Genomic DNA, 14,378 nt, shown 5'->3' on the forward strand with positions numbered 1-14,378 from the left:
GCTCCTACTCGAGAGACCCGAGGTAGGCGAGCAGCGCCTGGAGGTCGTCGGGCGGCAGGTAGTTGTTCGGCATCCGCGCTCCCGGCTTGACCTGTTGCGGGTCGATGATCCAGCCGCCCAGGTGCCCCTTCGTGTTCGGGATGATGCCGGCGGCCAAGGTGTCCCGGCTGGCCAGGTGGGTCAGGTCGGGTCCGATCGCGCTGACCGTGGCGGTCCCCCGGATGGTGTGGCAGTAGACGCAGGACGCGGACAGGAACACCTGCCGGCCCCGAGCGGCCAGCGCGTCGGCCGGCTCTGCGGCCGACTCGCCCTGCGCGGCGAGCCACTCCTGGAATCTCGGCTCGTCGTCCACCACGACCCGGAACCGCATCTTGGCGTGCTGCAGGCCGCAGAACTCGGCGCACTGGCCCTCGTAGACGCCCGGCCGGTCCGTGTTGATCCACAGTGTGTTCGACCGGCCCGGGATCAGGTCGATCTTTCCGGCGAGCGCCGGTACCCAGAAGCTGTGGATGACGTCGGCGGTGCGGAGTTCCAGTCGTACCGGCCGGCCGGCCGGCACGTGCACCTCGTTGGCCGTGACCACGTTGCGCTCCGGGTACCGCACCTCCCACCACCACTGGTGTCCGATCACCTGCACGACCGTGGCCTCGGCCGCCGCAGGGGGATCGGCGTGCCGCATCGCGTCGACGGTCGCTCCGGTGAGAACGACGAGCACGATGCTGGGCAGCACGATCCCGCCCCAGATCAGGGGCGTGTTCTCCCAGCGCCGTCCGGCCAGCGGGTCGTGCCGGCCCGGCTGGCGGCGGTAGAGCGCGTACAGCGTCGCGGCGGTCACGACGACCCAGATGCCAGCGCCGAGCCAGAACATCAACCACCACAGCCCGGCGGCGCGACCGGCGTCGGCGCCAACCGGGGACAGCATCGACTGGTCGGGGCCGCACGCCGTGAGCGCGAGGGCCGTCACCGCGAGCACCGCGCCGAGCCGGAACAGCGGTCGGCTGCCCGTCGGGATCTCAGTCAATCCGGACCTCCTCCCGTTCGTCCCGGTGGCGCCGCCGGCGCCCGATCACGAACAGAGCGACCAGCCCGACGGTCCCCACCAGACCGTCCAGCAGGCCTCGGCGCTGCGAAGCCGCCCCGACAGCCGGGGGCGCGGACACCTCTTCGACGCTCACCCCCGGGTACGCGGTGGTGGCGGCGGTGACGGCGGACTGTCGGTCGGGGAAGGAGTCGGTACTGATCAGGCTGACGGCGCCCCGCTGCTCGACGTACCGCCACCGCCACCCTTCCTCGGCCCGCTGCCACAGCTCCACGTGGGCGTCATCGGGCACAACGGGACCTGCACCGGGTGGCATGCGACGGCCGGACCGGGACGCCACGTGCGCCGACGACCGCACCTCGGCCCAGCTCAGCGAGCCGAGTTTCTCGCCCGGCCGGTCCCGCAACCCCCTGGCGATCCAGTACGCCGCCGCGCCGATCACCCACGGCAGGGTCAGCAGCAGAATCCGCAGGACCGACGTGACTGTCGTGACGGACGCGTCCAGCATGTACGCGATGACGTCGTTGTTCCCGGCCGCCGTCAACACGCCGACGGCGGTCAGCGCGGCCACACCGACGCCGACGCGCACCGGGTGGTCGCGCGGCCGGTCGAGCAGGTGGTGCGGCGCACGGTCACGGGTCAGCCGTGCGTCCAGCAGCGGCCACGCGTACAGCCCGACAAGCGCCACCGCGAGGGCGAGGCCCGGCGGGAACTGCGACGGCACCAGGTGCCCGAAGATCCGGAACTCCATCGGCGGTGACAGGCGGAGGAACCCGTCGGCCCACGCGAGGTACCAGTCGGCCGCGGCCGGGGTGGTGGCCTGGGCCGGGTCGTACGGGCCGTAGATCCAGATCGGGTTGATCTGCACCAGCCCACCCAGGATGACGGCGGTGCCGGCCACGTAGCCGAACAGGGCGACCGTCCGGGCGGCGTAGCCGGGCCACAGCCGGGAGCCGACCGTGTTGCGCTCGGTGTGGCCGGGGCCCGGGAACTGGGTGTGGCGCTGCCGCACCAGGATCGCCATGTGCAGGGAGATGAGGCCGACCAGCGCCGCCGGTATCAGCAGCACGTGCGCGATGAAGAAGCGCGGCACCAGGAGATCACTGGGGTACTCGCCGCCGAACAGCAGGAAGGCCAGCCACCCGCCGACCACCGGGATCGACAGGACGACCGAGTAGGCGATCCGCACACCGGTGCCGGAGAGGAGGTCCTCGGACATCGAGTAGCCGATGAAGGCGGTGAGCAGAACCAGCGCGAGCAGGGTCACCCCCACGAGCCAGTTCACGTCCCGGGGACGGCGGAACGCCCCGGTGAAGAAGATGCGCAGCAGGTGCGCGACGACCGCGGCCACGAAGATCAGCGCGGCCCAGTGATGGGTCTGCCGCATGAGCAGCCCAGCCGGTATGTCAAAACTGAGCGCCACGGTGGACGCGAAGGCCGCGGGCACCCGCTCGCCGTCCAGCGGGGCGTAGTTGCCCCGGTACGTCGTCTCGGCGCTGCTGGGGACGAAGAAGAGGGTGAGGAACACACCGGTGAGCACGAGCACCGCGAACGAGTACAGCGCGATCTCGCCGAGCATGAACGACCAGTGGTCCGGGAACACCTTGGTCAGTGCCTTGCGCGCCAGGGGCCGGGCGCCGAGGCGCGAATCCACCGCGCGGACCAGCCGGGGGGCGATCACGGCCGGCTCCAGTACCCGGGGCCGGGCGGCGAGCTGAGTTCGCCCGCGGCGCTCAGGTAGCCGTCGGCGTCGACCCTGAGCGGCAACGACGGCAACGGACGGGCGGCCGGCCCGCTGACCGGACGGGCCCCGGCCCGAAGGTCGAACGCCGACTGATGGCACGGGCAGAACACCCGGCCGACGTCCGGCTCGTACTGCCCCACCGGGCAGCCGGCATGCGTGCACAACAGGGAGTAGGCCACCAGCCCGTCGACGCCGGCCGGGTCGGTGGCGGGAGCCGCCGGGTCGAGCCGGACGACGAACACCGGCGCTCCGGGCGCTTCCCGGTGGTCCTGCGGATAGGTGACGACGATGCTGTCGGGACCCACGTCGTCCGGCCGTACCGGCTCGTTTCGGGTGTCTACCAACCGGCGCCCCGCTCGCCACGGGGTCGCCCGCAGTTCCTCGACGGGGCCGCTGAAGCGTGGACCCACCAGCGAGCGGAGCGGAAACAACGCGGCGAGGCCCAGCGTGCCGACGGCGAGGAGAAGCAGGCGGCGCAGCCCGGGGTGCGACGCGGGGGACTCCTCGTGGATCACCGGAACCGGAAGGATGCGCGACCGGGTCGCCAGCTCGGGATTCGTCTCGACGTACCCGCCGGAGGGCAGGAGCCGGCGAGCCCAGACCGCCAGCCCGTGGGCCAGCGAGACGATCGCCAGGCCCAGTGTGACGCCCAGCCACTGGGTCCCGGCGTCCAGAACGTACGCCGCGGCGAAGCCGGCCGCCGCGACGGCGGCGAGCCCGAACATGACGGCCACCGGGCCGGTACCCCGACCAGCGCTCATCGACGGCTGCCCTGGGGCGCGCGCCGGGCCAGCCAGCGGGCCAGCAACACGAAGAGCAGCGCCGCGGCGACGAGCCCGACGGCACCCTCGTACAGCGGGCCGATCCGGCCCAGAGCCAGCCCACCGGGATCGACGTCCTGCCGCTTGTTCTGCAGCACCTCCACGTAGGTGACGAGTGCGTTCAGTTCCCGATCGTCGAGCAGGGACTCGGGGTACGCCGGCATCGCACCGGGTCCCACCCGGATCGCCTCCGCGACCTGGACGGCTGTCGCCTCGAACAGAGCCGGCGCCGTGCGGCCGCCGGAGAGCGCCCCGCCCGCCCCGGTAGCCGAGTGGCAGGTGGCGCAGTTGGCCAGGTACAGCGCCTGGCCAACGGAGACGTCGCCGGGCTCGACCGCCGGGATCGGTGGTCCGTCACCGAAACCGGCGACGTAGCGAACGAGCGCGTCGATCTCCTCCGGGCCGTAGACCGGGTCTGCCCGGCGGTCCACGTCCCGTGGGGACGCCGGCGGCATCCGGCCCGTGCTGACCTGGAAGTCCACCGATGCTGCACCGGCCCCGGCGATCGCCGGCCCCTTCGGAGTGCCGCCGCCCCGCTGCCCGTGGCAGCCGGCGCAGTCCCGGAAGTACAGGGACGCGCCTCGGCCGAGGTCCGGCGGCGACGGCGCGGCGTGGGCCGCCGCCATCGATGATCCCGGTGACGGAGCCGTCGGCGCTGCGGTCGGGACCACCGGGAGCAGGAGGAGCAGGCAGGCGGCGACGGCGGCCAGTCGGCCGACCCGCGCTGCGCGCCGGAACGGAGACCTGCCCCACGCGGTGGCCGGCACCGGACCCTCCTTCCGGAGTACAGGACGGACAGAGACGTCATTCGAGCGTGAACAGGAAGGCCGTGAGGTCCAGGGCATCGGCCTCCGTCACGCCCAGGTTCGGCATCGCCGTGCCCGGGTCCACCTCCTGCGGGTTCCGAATCCATCGCTGCATGTTGATGGCGTTGTTGGTCAGCCGCCCACCGACGTAGGCGCGGGCGCCGATCCCCGTCAGCGGCGGGCCCACCCGGCCGTCGGCACCGGGCACGCCCGGCACGGCGTGACAGGTTCCGCAGCCGTAGTACTCGATCAGTCGGGCACCGCGCTCGACGTCACCCTCGACCACCTCGGGCGGCGGCGTGGGTGGCACGGTGGCGCATCCACCCGCTCCGGGGACGAGCGTCGCCGCCAGAGCCAGCGCCAGTCGTCGTTTCACCTCCACACCACCTAAGGCTTTTCCGATCCTGGTGGAACCCGGGGGCACAAGCTCGGTTCGGTCCGGACACGGCACGAGAGGGCCCGCATATGGACAAACATGAGGAAACGGATGATTGACGCCATCGTATAGGCCAGCGAATTGAGCCGGCGGGCGAACGCACCAGACTCCCCCGGGATCCTGGGGACAGCGCCGGATCGACCGAGCACCGCGACTGACGGTCCATATCGGTGCGGGACCGGTGACGCCAGCGGCTGGAGCCGAGCGTCGACCGCTGCGGCGTCCAGGACGCCTGGTGCGGATCGATCGCGATGACAACCGGGCAGATGCCCGGCTCGAGGTGGGTCCACCCCGTGCAATAACCCCGAGGCTACCTATGGTGGGCGATACTGGGTTTGAACCAGTGACCTCTTCCGTGTCAAGGAAGCGCGCTCCCACTGCGCCAATCGCCCGTGGCGCCCATCCCGACCCGGTTCAGCGGGCGGGCGGTTCGCGAGCGGACGACGGGATTCGAACCCGCGACCCTCACCTTGGCAAGGTGATGCGCTACCAGCTGCGCTACGTCCGCGTGCCGCCGGATCACCCCGGCAACGGGCTTCACTCTACCCGATGGCCAAGATCGCCCGACGGCCACCCCGCTCCGGGCGTGGTTGCGCAGGTCGCGCTCCGGGTACAGAGCACGGTCGACAGCGCACCACATCCCGAAGAAGGAGGCTGTCGTGGGTATCGGCACCAGCATCTTCCTGCTCGCGCTCGGCGCGATCCTCACCTTCGCCCTGGACGCCACGCTGGCCGGCATCGACCTCGACGTGGTCGGCTGGATCCTGATGGCCGCCGGCGTGCTCGGCCTGATCATGACGACGCTCGTGTGGGGCCGCCGCCGGCGGACGGTCGTCAGCACCAGCGAGGAGCCGGTCGAGTACCGGCGGGTGGAGGAGCGCCGCGACATCGCCCCGCCGCTCTGAGCCAGACCCCCTGCCACGCGTGACGCGCCGGCCACCCGCGACGGTGGCCGGCGCGCCCGGGTCCCCGGGTGCGGTCAGGATGCGGTGGTCACGAGAACATCGCCGCTGGTGCTGGCCGCCTCGATCCGCAGGGCCGAGCTGCCGCTCGCGGTCTGGCTGACCGGCAGGTCGCTGCGGGCCGTACCGCTGCGGCTGGACAGGTCGACGCGGGCGGTGACGCCCGGGCGGACACCCACCCGGATGGAGCCCGGCCCGGTGCGGACCTGGATCCGGCCGGTGACCGCCTCGGCGATGGCGACGCGGTTGGCCCCGGTGGTGAGGGACAGGTCGGCCTCGACGGTTCCGATGCTCACGGTGCCGCTGCCGGTGGTGAGCCGGGCGCCGCCGCCGCTGATGTGGCCGATCTCGACATGCCCCTGCCCGATGCGGGCGTCGAGCTGGCCACCGCTCTCGGCGAGCCGCAGCGACCCGTCCCCGTTCCGGATCTTGCATTTGCCGTCGACCCGGTCGGCGGTGAGGCCGCCGCCGCTGGCCTGGAGTTCGAGCGAACCGGCCCGGCCGCTGACGGTGAACTGGGCGTCGCTGCCGGTCAGCTGGATCTTCGAGCCCGGCCGGGCCCGGACGACGACCCGTACCGGCACCGGCCGCAGGCGCCGGCGGGGCGGCTGCACGACCAGCCGGCCGCGGGTGAAGTGGACCGTCGTGCCACGCAGCACGTCGGCGATCGCGTCGGCCGGCGTGTCACCGGACGCCGGCGACACCGCGACGGTGACGGCGTCGGTGTCCATCAGCTCCACCAGGACCTCGCCGGTGCCGAGGTGGACCTGGATGTCGGCCGGCCCGGGGCAGTTGAACGATTCGATGCGGACGGTGGAGTCGATGTCGGCCATGGCGGACCCTTTCCTTCGTCTGGGCGGCGATGCGGCGCGTGGTCGGTGGGACGGTGGTCGTGCGGGTCAGCCGACGACCCAGCCGCTGATCCGGCTGCGGACGAGGCCGGAGCGGCGGCCACGCCGCTCCAGCGACTCCTGCACGGACCGGACGAGCCAGGTGTTGAGCGAGACGCCCTGCGCGCCGGCGGCCTCCTCCGCCCGGATCTTCAGCTCCTCCGGCAGCCGCAGGGTGACCCGGCTGGTCTCCCCCGATACCTCCAGCGCCGCCGGCTCGGGGGCGGACTCGTCAGGTTCCGGGCGGTCGGTGACGACGACGGCGACGTCGCGGCCGTCGAGCCGGACCTCCACGACCGGCCCCGCCAGCCGGTCGGTGACCTCGGCGGCGAGGTCGGACAGGGCGGTGAGCAGCGCCAGCCGGGCCGCGGGTTCGAGCGCGGCGGCCAGCAGTGCGGCGGTGCGGCGGGTCTCGTCGTCCCCGGCGGCCCCCGTGCGGGCGAGAGCGGCGTCGAGGTCGGCGAGGTACGGTGCGAGGTTCATGACACCATGATGACGTCATTGACGACGTCAGTCAAGGATTGCTGACGTCATGATGACGTCAGACCGGACATGAGCGGGGCGGCCGGTGCCCACCGACCGCCCGCCGCCCCGCCCTGCTCAGGCCCGGACGGGCACCTGCACCTCGGACGTCACCGGGGCGTCCCAGTCGATGCGGTAACGCTGCTCGGGGCCGAGGGTCTTCTCCGGGTTGAGGAAGGTCTTCAGCGCGAGCGGCATCATGATCCGCATCATGGTCTTGGCGAACGAGCCCACCGTCTTGCTGTTCGTGGTGCGCTTGCCGCGCAGGATGATCTTCTCGACCCGCTCGCGGCGCAGCTTCTCGTACGCGGCGAAGGCGCTCGGCAGGTCGTCGAAGTCCCGCAGGCAGCGGGCCACCTGGACAGCGCTCTCGGTGGCCATCGAGGCACCCTGACCGGAACTCGGCGACGGCGCGTGCACCGCGTCACCAACCAGCACCATGCGGCCCCGGTACCAGTGCGGGACCGACGGCATGCTCTCGATCGACCCGATCGAGACCAGGGCCTCCGGGCTGGTGTGCTCGACCACCTGCCGGGCCGGCACGTCGTCGGCGAAGGTGGCACGCAACTCGCGCAGCCACTGCGACGCCGCGATCTCGTTGGCCTTCGCGTACGTCATCGGGCGCTTGTCCGGCACGTTGGCGAACCAGGCCGTCCGGCCGTCGGGCTGCACCCAGTACCCGAAGAACGCCTTCTTGCCGAAGACGAAGTACATCGAGTCCGGATCGGCGTCCGGCACCGCGTAGTCGGCGGCGGCGCCGAAGTTGAGCAGCGGCATCACCTCGGGGCGCGGCGCGTTCGGGTCGATCAGCGTACGCACGCGGGAGCGCACCCCGTCGCAGCCGACCAGCACGTCGCCGGTGGCGGTGGTGCCGTCCTCGAAGTGGGCCACGACCCCGTCCGCGGTCTCCTGGGCGTCGACCAGGCGCTTGCCGTACTCGATGCGCACGCCCTGGGCCTCCGCCCGGTCGTGCAGCACCCGGGAGAGCTCGTCCCGCCACAGACCGAGCGTGGTCGGCTGGACCGAGACGTGCGGGAACTCGCCGATGCGCACCCCGTAGCCGTCGCTGACCACCGTGCGGTTCATCGGGAGGCCGATGGACCGGACGGCGTCGTCGGCGCCGACCAGGCGCATCGCCTCCACTCCGTTGGGGGCGAGCGTCAGCGTGACACCGATGCCGTCGGCCACCGAGGGGTAGGCCTCGTAGACCGTTGCCTCGATGCCGGCCTTGCGCAGCGCCATCGCGGCCACCGGGCCGGCGACGCCGCCCCCGATGACCAGCGCCCTCTTCGCGGCTGTCATGTACGACTCCCCATGGTCTCCGGCCAGGACTTCAGGTAACCCGGCGCTGTGAACGACTGGTTCCGGTGCGTGACTTCACGATGACATCAGATGTGACGTCAGTCAAGAAAATATTGACGTCTACATGACGTCATTGAGATGTCGGGGCGGGATGCGGCCGGCACCCGCACACCCGGCGCGGCCGTCATGCCCGACCGCCCATGGCCTCCTGCCAGGACTTCACGTAGCCCGGCGCGGTGAGCGACTGGATCAACTCCGTGACGAACGCGCTCTCCGCTTCCATCAGCGCCAGTGCGTACCGCTCCTCGACCAGGAAGTACCACTCGACGCCGCGGGTGAGAGCGTCCTCGGTGGCCGCCCGACTCTCGTCGATCTTGACAGTCAGCGCCGCCAGCCGCTTCCGCAGCACCTCGACGACGTCGTCGGGCGGGAGCAGACTCAGCAGCGACAGCGCGACGGCGAAGTGCGGGTACTCCTCCCGCGGCTGCGCCAGCAGTGCGCGCAGCCAGTCGTGGAACTCGTGACGCCCCTCGTCGGTGATCTCGTAGACCGTGCGTTCCGGCCGCTGGCCGTCGCGCACCGTCTCCCGCTCGACGATGAAGCCCGCCCTGGTGAGCTGCTCGACCACCATGTAGAGCGAGCTCCGGGTGAACTTGATGTGTCGGTCCTTGCCGCTCTGCTGGAGCCGGCGCCCCAGCTCGTAGGGGTGCATCGGCTCCAGGAGCAGCCAGGCGAGAACGGCCAGCGCCAACGGGTTGGGCACGCGACGACGTCGCTCCACTGAGCACTCCTAAAGGTCGATGTCGACTATCCAGGATCGACCATTCGATGTCAACCAATCGCGGTCGTCGGGATGCGGACAGTGATCGACAGTCTGCGGCCGGCCGGCGGACGCCGGCTCGACCCCCGTCCGCACCACGCACGACCGCTCGGCCGGCGCCCGGACCGCGCCGACGAAACGCGAGCCCGGGTCCAGCGACGCTCGATCCGGGCGCGACACGGCTGCCCGACGCTACGGCCGGACCCGAAGTGACCGGCCCACCGCGCCGGACCTTCGAGGGCAGCCCCAGGCCCCATTCGCCCGAGCCGGAGGTGACCTCCCATGGTGGACACGACCAGGTCCCCCGCCGCGGCGGCCGTCGCGCCGCCCCGCACCGACCCGACCGACCGACTGTTCACCAGCGGATGGTTCCGCAGCCTGTTCGTGGCCGAGCTGTGGGAGCGGTTCGGCTTCTACGGCATGCAGGCCGTCCTGGTGCTGTACGCGGTCGCCCCGACCGACCAGGGCGGGCTGGGCCTGAGCGCGGGCAGCGGCGCCGCCCTGTTCGGCGCCTTCATCGGCATCACGTTCATGTTCGCGCTGCCCGGTGGCTGGCTCGCCGACCGGGTGCTGGGCCAGCAGCGCGCCATGGTGGCCGGGCTCGCCCTGATCTCCCTCGGCTGCTTCACCCTCGCGCTGCCGCCGTCCCCGCTGACCCTGTTCGGCCTGCTGTTCATCTCCGCCGGCTTCGGACTGTTCAAGCCCAACCACCAAGCGCTGGTCAACATGCTCGCCGGCACCCCGGGGCGGCGCGAGGCCACGCTGGCCGCGTTCTTCGTCGGCATCCAGGCGATCGGCCTGCTGGCACCGCTGGTCGTCGGCGGGATCGGTGAGCGGGTGAGCTGGCGGCTCGCCTTCGCCACGATCGGCGCCGTCGTCGCGGTCGGCGTGCTCACCACGGCCGCCGGACGACGCGCCCTCGGCGCGGCGGGCGCCCAGCGGGCCCGCCCGCTGTCCCCGGCCGAACGCCGGACCCTGCTGCACCGCCTGCTCCCGGTCGTCGGCGTGCTCGTGCTGCTGCTGGTCGTCGGCCTGAGCGCCGGCGTGGTCCCGCCGCAGGCCGCGCTCGGGATCGTCGGCCTGCTGCTCATCGCCGCGCCGTGGGGCGCGTACCGGCGGCTGCGCCGCAACCCGGAGCTGACCGGGAACGACCGGTGGCGCCTGTCGGTGATGCTGCGGCTGATGCTGGCCGCCACCATCTTCTGGCTGCTGGCCGGGCAGGACGGCTCGGTGCTGACCCTGTTCGCCAAGGACTCCACCGACCGCACCGTCCTCGGCTTCACCTTCCCGGCGAGCTGGTTGCAGGGCGCCACCCCGCTGTTCATGCTGCTGCTCGCGCCGCTGATCGCCTGGCAGCTGACCCGGCTCGGCGCGCGGGTCGCCGTACCCGACAAGTTCGCCTTCGGTCTCCTGCTCGCCGGGGTCAGCTTCCTGGTGATGACCGCGGCGTCGGCGCTCGCGGCCGGCGGCGACCGGGTCTCGCCGCTCTGGCTGCTCTCGGTCTACCTGCTGCACGCCCTCGGCGAGATCGTGGTGGCCGCGGTCAGCATCAGCGCCATCGCCGACCTCGTCCCGCGGGCCTTCCTGGGCCAGGCGATCGGCGTCTACTGGCTCTTCGCCGCGCTGGGCGGCGGCCTGAGCGCCCAGGTGGGCGCGCTGATCGACGTGCTCTCCGGGCCGGTGTACTACCTCTCGCTCGCCGTGGTCGCGCTCGCGATCGGCGCCCTGTTCGTGGCCTTCCGCCGCCGGCTCAACGCGCCGTTCGTCGACGACGCGCCGCGCCCGGCCGCGCCGGTGCCGGCGCCGCGCGCCGCCCGCCCCGCGGGCCAGCAGTGACGGGCGGCCCGAGCGAACCTCCACGGAGTCTCGACGTCCAGCCGCAAACCTTGGAGCCGGCCCGGACCGGGCCGGCCGGGCACGGAAGGGGTCAGTGGTGACGAAGATCAACCTCGATGACGTACGGCGTCTGCTGCGCGAGAGCGCCGGCGTCGACGAGTCGATCGACCTCGACGGCGACGTCGGGGACCTGGAGTTCCAGGACCTGGGGTACGACTCGCTCGCGGTGCTGGAGCTGACCGCCCGCATCGAGCAGGAGTACGGGGTGAAGGTCCGCGAGGACGACGTGACGGAGCTGACCACCCCGGCCCGCCTCGTCGACTACGTCAACCGGCACGTGGTGGTGCCGTGACGGTGACCGTACGGCCGGTCGGCCCCGGATCCGGTGGGTCGACGTGACACCCCTGCTGGTGGCCATCGCCCTGGTGGCCAACGGCGTGGCGGTGGGGGTCATGGTCTCCACCGTCATCGGCCTGGCACCGATGACGCTGGCCGTGCCGTACCAGACGTACGTCGGGACCGTGCAGTTCCTCTGGAAGCGGTACGACCCGCTCATGCCGGCACTGAACGCGGCGGCCTGCGTCCTGGACCTGGTGCTCGTCGCCACCGTCGACGACCCCACCGGCCGGGCGCTGTTCGGCACCGCCGGCGCCCTGCTGGTGGTGGTCATGGCGATCTCGGTCGTGAAGAACGTGCCGATCAACCGGTACGTCATGTCGCTCGACCCGCAACGCCCGCCCGCCGACTGGGCGCGGGCGGACCCGCGGGTCCGCTGGCGGAACTGGAACCTGCTGCGCACGGCGCTGGCCGTGCTGGCGTTCGTCGTGAACGTGAGCGCCGTGGCGGTGCTGCTCGGCGCCACGGCGAACCCCTGAAACCCTCGGAAGGAGACACCGTGGACGTTGCCGGGAAGAAAGTGCTGGTGACCGGCGGCAGCCGGGGCATCGGGCGGGCGATCGTACTGTCCTTCGCCCGCGCCGGAGCCGACGTCGTGACCTGCTACCGGACGGAGAGCGAGGCGGTCGGCAGCCTCGTCGAGGAACTCAAGGCCACCCCCGGCACGCACCACGTGGTCCGGGCCGACGTCACCAAGGCCGAGGACGTCGCCGCGCTGGTCGAGGAGGCCCGGCTGCGGTTCGGGCGCCTCGACGCGGTGGTCAACAACGCGGGCGTGATCAGCCACGTGCCGTTCGCCAAGCTCCCCCTGGACGAGTTCCGGTCGGTGGTCGACAGCAACCTGACCGCCGCCGCCCGGGTGATCCAGGCGGCGCTGCCGCTGCTCGGCGCGGGCGCGTCGGTGGTCAACGTCGGCTCCCGGGTGGCGACCGTCGGCATCCCGCTGCGCGCCCACTACACCGCCGCCAAGTCCGGCCTGATCGGGCTCACCCGCTCGCTCGCCAAGGAGCTGGGCCCCCAGGGCGTCCGGGTCAACGTGGTGGCCCCCGGCCCGGTGCAGACCGAGGCCGAGACGCCGCCGGCGGTGCTGGAGCGCTACAAGAACCTGATCCCGCTCGGCCGCCTCGGCGAGGCCGACGAGATCGCCTCCGTGGTCCGGTTCCTCGCCAGCGACAGCGCGAGCTTCGTCAACGGCGAGACCATCAACGTCGACGGGGGGATCTGATGGCCGCCGACGAGGACCGGTCGGAGGTCTTCCGCGTCATGCTGCGGATGCACATCCACCCCGGCATGGAACGGGAGTTCGAGCAGACCTGGCACAAGGTCGGCAGCACCATCGTCCAGCACCCCGCGAACCTCGGGCACTGGCTGTCCCGCAGCGCCGAGGAGGAGTCGGTCTACTACGTGGTCAGCGACTGGGTCGACGAGCCGCGCTTCCGCGAGTTCGAGCACAGCGAGGCGCACGTGCAGCACCGCACCAAGCTGCACCCGTACCGGTCCGGAGGGTCGATGACGACCATGCGCGTCGTGTACGGGATGACCGGCGCGGCGGCGGCCCGGTGAGCCGGGCCGTCCCCACCACGGCACGACGAAGGGAGGCACCGACGTGGGTTCGCTCGCCGCGAAACGGATCCTGATCACCGGTGGTACGCGCGGCATCGGCCGCACCACCGCGCTGGCCGCCGCCCGGGCCGGCGCGCGCCTGGTGGTGTGCTACGGCCACGACCGCGAGCACGCCGAGGAGTTCGCCCGGGAGCTGGAGAAGGAGGGCGCCGGCCACCGGGTCGTCCAGGCGGACGTCACCGACGAGCAGGACGTCACCCGCCTGGTGGAGGTCTGCCGGGAGACGCTCGGCGGCCTGGACGCCGTGGTGAACAACGCCGGGGTCGACGGGCGGGCGTCCCTGGAGGAGCTGACGCCCGAGGAGTGGGCACGGGTGGTCGACATCAACCTGACCGCCGCGTTCCTGGTGACGAAGGCGGCGCTGCCGCTGATCGTCGACGGCGGTTCGGTCGTCCTCGTCGGCGCGTCGGCCGCGCTGCGCGGACGGCCGCACAGCGCCCACTACGCGGCGTCGAAGTCGGCGCTGGTCGGGCTGACCCGCTCGGTGGCCCGGGAGGTCGGCGACCGGGGCGTCCGGGTGAACACGGTGGCCCCGGGTGTGATCGTCACCGAACCCGGCGGCGGGCCACCGCCACCGGTCGCCGAGCTGATCAAGGGGATGACCGCGCTGCGCCGGCTGGGCGAACCCGACGAGGTGGCGGGGCCGGTGCTCTTCCTCGTCGGTGACGAGTCCCGCTACGTCAGCGGGAGCATCCTGCACGTGGACGGAGGAATCTGATGCCGTACGCCGCCATCACCTACCGGGTCAAGCCCGGTCACGAGGACGAGATCGCGGAGATCTTCGCGAACTTCCGGCGGGTGGACTCGCCGGTGCTGCGCGACGAGGACGGCACCGAGGTGGGCGAACTGCTCGGCACCGCGGTGTTCATCCGGGACGACCTGATGGTGCGGGTCATCCACTACCAGGGCGACTTCGCCGCCATCGGCCGGCACATGGCGAAGCAGCAGGGTGTGCACTCGCTGGAGAGCAAGCTCGCCCCGTACCTCGCCGAGCAGCGGGACACGAAGACCACCGAGGGCTTCCAGACGTACTTCCGCAACGCCACCATGCGGTGCATCTCGCAGCTCTCCCGCGAGGAGTACGTCCCGCCACAGCCGAACTGACCGCACCGACGGACGCGGCGGACCGGACGGTTCCGGTCCGCCGCGTCCGCGCGTACGACGAAGGTCCGGCCGCGTAC

At 72.1% G+C, this 14,378-nt stretch carries 17 protein-coding genes and 2 tRNA genes; 8 read left to right on the forward strand and 11 right to left on the reverse strand.

Features of this window, described 5'->3' with window-relative positions:
* Positions 1-4 precede the first annotated feature (4 nt).
* From coxB to GKC29_RS25865, 7 genes are all read right to left on the reverse strand, one after another.
* Positions 5-1,021, reverse strand: a complete 1,017-nt coding sequence (gene coxB, locus GKC29_RS25835) for a cytochrome c oxidase subunit II (protein ID WP_155333288.1) — start codon at positions 1,019-1,021, stop codon at positions 5-7.
* The gene (locus GKC29_RS25840; protein WP_155333289.1) at positions 1,014-2,720 is read right to left on the reverse strand and encodes a ubiquinol-cytochrome c reductase cytochrome b subunit; all 1,707 of its coding nucleotides are present in this window, start codon (positions 2,718-2,720) and stop codon (positions 1,014-1,016) included. The genes coxB and GKC29_RS25840 overlap by 8 nt, the downstream gene beginning before the upstream one ends.
* Positions 2,717-3,544, reverse strand: coding sequence for a ubiquinol-cytochrome c reductase iron-sulfur subunit (locus tag GKC29_RS25845; protein WP_155333290.1), 828 nt, complete (start codon positions 3,542-3,544; stop codon positions 2,717-2,719). The genes GKC29_RS25840 and GKC29_RS25845 overlap by 4 nt, the downstream gene beginning before the upstream one ends.
* Positions 3,541-4,371: a c-type cytochrome gene (locus GKC29_RS25850; RefSeq protein ID WP_196255736.1), complete on the reverse strand. Its 831-nt coding sequence runs from the start codon at positions 4,369-4,371 to the stop codon at positions 3,541-3,543. Before GKC29_RS25850 ends, GKC29_RS25845 begins: the two co-directional genes overlap by 4 nt.
* A 37-nt stretch (positions 4,372-4,408) precedes the next feature.
* A complete protein-coding gene (locus GKC29_RS29700; RefSeq protein ID WP_196255737.1) occupies positions 4,409-4,786 on the reverse strand; it encodes a cytochrome c family protein in 378 nt (125 codons plus the stop codon).
* A gap of 377 nt (positions 4,787-5,163) precedes the next feature.
* Positions 5,164-5,238, reverse strand: a tRNA-Val gene (locus GKC29_RS25860).
* 43 nt (positions 5,239-5,281) lie between these two features.
* Positions 5,282-5,354, reverse strand: a tRNA-Gly gene (locus tag GKC29_RS25865).
* Between the two features lie 151 nt (positions 5,355-5,505).
* Between GKC29_RS25865 and GKC29_RS25870 the strand changes: the two genes are divergently transcribed.
* The gene (locus GKC29_RS25870; RefSeq protein ID WP_155333292.1) at positions 5,506-5,751 is read left to right on the forward strand and encodes a DUF6458 family protein; all 246 of its coding nucleotides are present in this window, start codon (positions 5,506-5,508) and stop codon (positions 5,749-5,751) included.
* Positions 5,752-5,825: 74 nt separating this feature from the next.
* Here the strand turns inward: GKC29_RS25870 and GKC29_RS25875 are convergent, their stop codons facing one another.
* From GKC29_RS25875 to GKC29_RS25890, 4 genes are all read right to left on the reverse strand, one after another.
* On the reverse strand, positions 5,826-6,641 hold the full coding sequence (locus GKC29_RS25875) for a DUF4097 family beta strand repeat-containing protein (RefSeq protein WP_155333293.1): 816 nt from the start codon (positions 6,639-6,641) through the stop codon (positions 5,826-5,828).
* Between the two features lie 66 nt (positions 6,642-6,707).
* Positions 6,708-7,181 (reverse strand): toxin-antitoxin system HicB family antitoxin, encoded by a 474-nt coding sequence (locus GKC29_RS25880; protein ID WP_155333294.1) that lies wholly within the window; start codon positions 7,179-7,181, stop codon positions 6,708-6,710.
* 117 nt (positions 7,182-7,298) lie between these two features.
* Complete coding sequence (locus GKC29_RS25885) at positions 7,299-8,522, reverse strand: FAD-dependent monooxygenase (RefSeq protein ID WP_155333295.1); 1,224 nt, start codon at positions 8,520-8,522, stop codon at positions 7,299-7,301.
* A 184-nt stretch (positions 8,523-8,706) separates the two neighbouring features.
* Positions 8,707-9,303 carry a PadR family transcriptional regulator gene (locus tag GKC29_RS25890; protein WP_155333296.1) on the reverse strand — a complete coding sequence of 199 codons (597 nt, stop codon included), beginning with the start codon at positions 9,301-9,303 and terminating at the stop codon, positions 8,707-8,709.
* Positions 9,304-9,624: 321 nt separating this feature from the next.
* Here GKC29_RS25890 and GKC29_RS25895 point away from each other — a divergent pair, with 321 nt between their 5' ends.
* The 7 genes from GKC29_RS25895 (at position 9,625) to GKC29_RS25925 (ending at position 14,301) form a co-directional block, all read left to right on the forward strand.
* Entirely contained in the window at positions 9,625-11,178 is a 1,554-nt protein-coding gene (locus GKC29_RS25895; RefSeq protein WP_155333297.1) for a peptide MFS transporter, read from the forward strand.
* Positions 11,179-11,275: 97 nt separating this feature from the next.
* Positions 11,276-11,530: an acyl carrier protein gene (locus GKC29_RS25900; RefSeq protein ID WP_155333298.1), complete on the forward strand. Its 255-nt coding sequence runs from the start codon at positions 11,276-11,278 to the stop codon at positions 11,528-11,530.
* A 43-nt stretch (positions 11,531-11,573) separates the two neighbouring features.
* Positions 11,574-12,053, forward strand: coding sequence for a DUF1772 domain-containing protein (locus tag GKC29_RS25905; protein ID WP_230688820.1), 480 nt, complete (start codon positions 11,574-11,576; stop codon positions 12,051-12,053).
* 20 nt (positions 12,054-12,073) lie between these two features.
* On the forward strand, positions 12,074-12,799 hold the full coding sequence (locus GKC29_RS25910) for an SDR family NAD(P)-dependent oxidoreductase (RefSeq protein WP_155333299.1): 726 nt from the start codon (positions 12,074-12,076) through the stop codon (positions 12,797-12,799).
* Positions 12,799-13,137, forward strand: coding sequence for an antibiotic biosynthesis monooxygenase (locus GKC29_RS25915; protein ID WP_155333300.1), 339 nt, complete (start codon positions 12,799-12,801; stop codon positions 13,135-13,137). Before GKC29_RS25910 ends, GKC29_RS25915 begins: the two co-directional genes overlap by 1 nt.
* A gap of 43 nt (positions 13,138-13,180) precedes the next feature.
* Complete coding sequence (locus tag GKC29_RS25920) at positions 13,181-13,915, forward strand: SDR family NAD(P)-dependent oxidoreductase (protein WP_230688821.1); 735 nt, start codon at positions 13,181-13,183, stop codon at positions 13,913-13,915.
* Positions 13,915-14,301, forward strand: coding sequence for a SchA/CurD-like domain-containing protein (locus tag GKC29_RS25925; protein ID WP_155333301.1), 387 nt, complete (start codon positions 13,915-13,917; stop codon positions 14,299-14,301). The genes GKC29_RS25920 and GKC29_RS25925 overlap by 1 nt, the downstream gene beginning before the upstream one ends.
* Positions 14,302-14,378: the final 77 nt, after the last annotated feature.

This window comes from Micromonospora sp. WMMC415, assembly GCF_009707425.1.
Taxonomy (GTDB): domain Bacteria; phylum Actinomycetota; class Actinomycetes; order Mycobacteriales; family Micromonosporaceae; genus Micromonospora.

Coding starts and splice junctions, on each gene's coding strand:
- GKC29_RS25845 (WP_155333290.1), bottom strand. CDS start 3,544: ATGAGCGCTGGTCGGGGTACCGGCCCGGTGGCCGTCATGTTCGGGCTC.
- GKC29_RS25875 (WP_155333293.1), bottom strand. CDS start 6,641: ATGGCCGACATCGACTCCACCGTCCGCATCGAATCGTTCAACTGCCCC.
- GKC29_RS25880 (WP_155333294.1), bottom strand. CDS start 7,181: ATGAACCTCGCACCGTACCTCGCCGACCTCGACGCCGCTCTCGCCCGC.
- GKC29_RS25885 (WP_155333295.1), bottom strand. CDS start 8,522: ATGACAGCCGCGAAGAGGGCGCTGGTCATCGGGGGCGGCGTCGCCGGC.
- GKC29_RS25895 (WP_155333297.1), top strand. CDS start 9,625: ATGGTGGACACGACCAGGTCCCCCGCCGCGGCGGCCGTCGCGCCGCCC.
- GKC29_RS25915 (WP_155333300.1), top strand. CDS start 12,799: ATGGCCGCCGACGAGGACCGGTCGGAGGTCTTCCGCGTCATGCTGCGG.
- GKC29_RS25925 (WP_155333301.1), top strand. CDS start 13,915: ATGCCGTACGCCGCCATCACCTACCGGGTCAAGCCCGGTCACGAGGAC.